Source organism: Mycobacterium sp. (assembly GCF_035633495.1).
In the GTDB taxonomy this organism is placed as follows: domain Bacteria; phylum Actinomycetota; class Actinomycetes; order Mycobacteriales; family Mycobacteriaceae; genus Mycobacterium.
Window position 1 is genome coordinate 1 of the sequence record NZ_DASQEU010000118.1, and the last position, 2,417, is coordinate 2,417.

Annotated in this window: 1 protein-coding gene; it reads left to right on the plus strand. The window is 68.0% G+C overall.

Translation table 11 applies throughout. From position 1 onward, the window contains the following. Positions 1–15: 15 nt before the first annotated feature. Positions 16–2,417 (plus strand): ATP-dependent chaperone ClpB (gene clpB, locus VET27_RS18235; RefSeq protein WP_526520637.1); only part of this gene is annotated, 2,402 nt, incomplete at its 3' end.

A 2,417-nucleotide genomic window follows, 5' to 3' on the forward strand; every position in this document is an offset into this window, starting at 1 on the left:
ACGAATGGAGGAGTCGTGGACTCGTTCAACCCGACCACGAAGACCCAGGCGGCGCTGACCGCGGCGTTGCAGGCGGCAACCGCCGCAGGCAACCCGGAGATCCGGCCCGCCCATCTGTTGATGGCGCTGCTCACCCAGAACGATGGGATCGCCGCGCCCCTGCTCGAGGCCGTCGGCGTGGACCCCGCGACCATCCGGACCGAGGCCGCGAACCTCGTCGACCGTCTGCCGAAGGCCAGCGGCGCCAACTCGACGCCGAACCTGTCCCGCGAGTCGCTGTCGGCGATCACCGCGGCCCAGCAGTTGGCAGGAGAGATGGACGACGAGTACGTCTCCACCGAACACCTGCTGGTGGGCCTCGCCACAGGCGACTCCGACGTCGCCAAGCTGCTCACCGGAGGTGGTGCGTCGCCGCAGGCCCTGCGCGAGGCGTTCACGAAGGTGCGCGGCAGTGCCCGCGTCACCAGCCCCGACCCCGAGGGCACCTACCAGGCGCTGGAGAAGTACTCGACCGACCTGACCGCCGCCGCCCGTGAGGGCAAGTTGGATCCGGTCATCGGGCGCGACAACGAGATTCGCCGCGTCGTCCAGGTGCTGAGTCGTCGCACCAAGAACAACCCGGTGCTCATCGGTGAGCCGGGCGTCGGCAAGACCGCCATCGTCGAGGGCCTCGCCCAGCGCATCATCGCCGGTGACGTACCGGAGAGCCTGCGCGACAAGACGGTCGTCTCCCTGGACATGGGCTCGATGGTCGCCGGTGCCAAGTATCGCGGTGAATTCGAGGAGCGTCTCAAGGCGGTCCTCGACGACATCAAGAACTCGGCCGGACAGATCATCACCTTCATCGACGAGCTGCACACCATCGTGGGTGCAGGCGCCAGCGGCGAGTCGGCGATGGACGCCGGCAACATGATCAAGCCGATGCTGGCCCGCGGCGAGCTCCGCATGGTCGGCGCCACGACTCTGGAGGAGTACCGCAAGTACATCGAGAAGGACGCCGCCCTTGAACGGCGGTTTCAGCAGGTGTTCGTCGGCGAGCCCTCGGTAGAGGACACCGTCGGCATCCTCCGCGGTCTGAAGGACCGTTACGAGGTCCACCACGGCGTGCGAATCACCGACTCCGCCCTGGTGGCCGCGGCGACGCTGTCCGACCGCTACATCACGTCCCGCTTCCTGCCCGACAAGGCGATCGACCTGGTTGACGAGGCCGGATCGCGGCTACGCATGGAGATCGACTCCCGTCCCGTGGAGGTCGACGAGGTCGAGCGCGTCGTGCGTCGCCTCGAGATCGAGGAGATGGCGCTGGAGAAGGAATCCGACGATGCCAGCAAGGATCGCCTGGACAAGCTGCGCAGCGAGTTGGCCGACTACAAGGAGAAGCTGTCCGAGCTCACCACGCGCTGGCAGAACGAGAAGGGTGCCATCGACGTCGTCCGCGACCTCAAGGAACAGCTGGACCACCTGCGCGGTGAGTCCGAGCGGGCCGAACGCGACGGCGACCTGGCCAAGGCCGCCGAGCTGCGGTACGGCCGCATCCCGGAGATCGAGAAGAAGCTCGACGCCGCGCTGCCCACCGCGCAGGCGCAGACCGACGTCATGCTCAAGGAGGAGGTCGGGCCCGACGACATCGCCGACGTCGTCGCGGCGTGGACCGGAATCCCCGCGGGCAGGCTGCTCGAAGGCGAGACCGCCAAGCTGCTGCGCATGGAAGACGAGCTCGGCAAGCGGGTCGTCGGTCAGAAGAAGGCCGTGCAGGCCGTCTCGGACGCCGTCCGTCGCAGCCGGGCCGGGGTCGCCGACCCCAACCGGCCGACCGGCTCGTTCCTCTTCCTCGGCCCGACGGGCGTCGGCAAGACCGAGTTGGCCAAGGCGCTGGCGGACTTCCTGTTCGACGACGAGCGGGCGATGGTCCGCATCGACATGAGCGAGTACGGCGAGAAGCATTCCGTGGCCCGCCTCGTGGGTGCTCCTCCCGGCTACATCGGCTACGACCAGGGCGGTCAGCTGACCGAGGCGGTGCGGCGACGGCCGTACACGGTGGTGCTGTTCGACGAGGTCGAGAAGGCCCACCCCGACGTCTTCGACGTGCTGTTGGCAGTGCTCGACGAGGGCAGGCTGACCGACGGGCAGGGTCGCACGGTCGACTTCCGCAACACCATCCTCATCCTGACGTCCAACCTCGGGTCGGGCGGCGACCAGGAGCAGGTGATGGCGGCGGTGCGCGCAGCGTTCAAGCCGGAGTTCATCAACCGCCTCGACGACGTGCTGATCTTCGACGGGCTCCAACCCGACGAACTGGTGCAGATCGTCGACATCCAGCTGGAGCAGCTGCAGAAGCGGCTGGCTCAACGCCGGCTGCAACTGGAGGTGTCGTTGGCCGCCAAGAAGTGGCTGGCCGACCGGGGCTTCGACCCCGT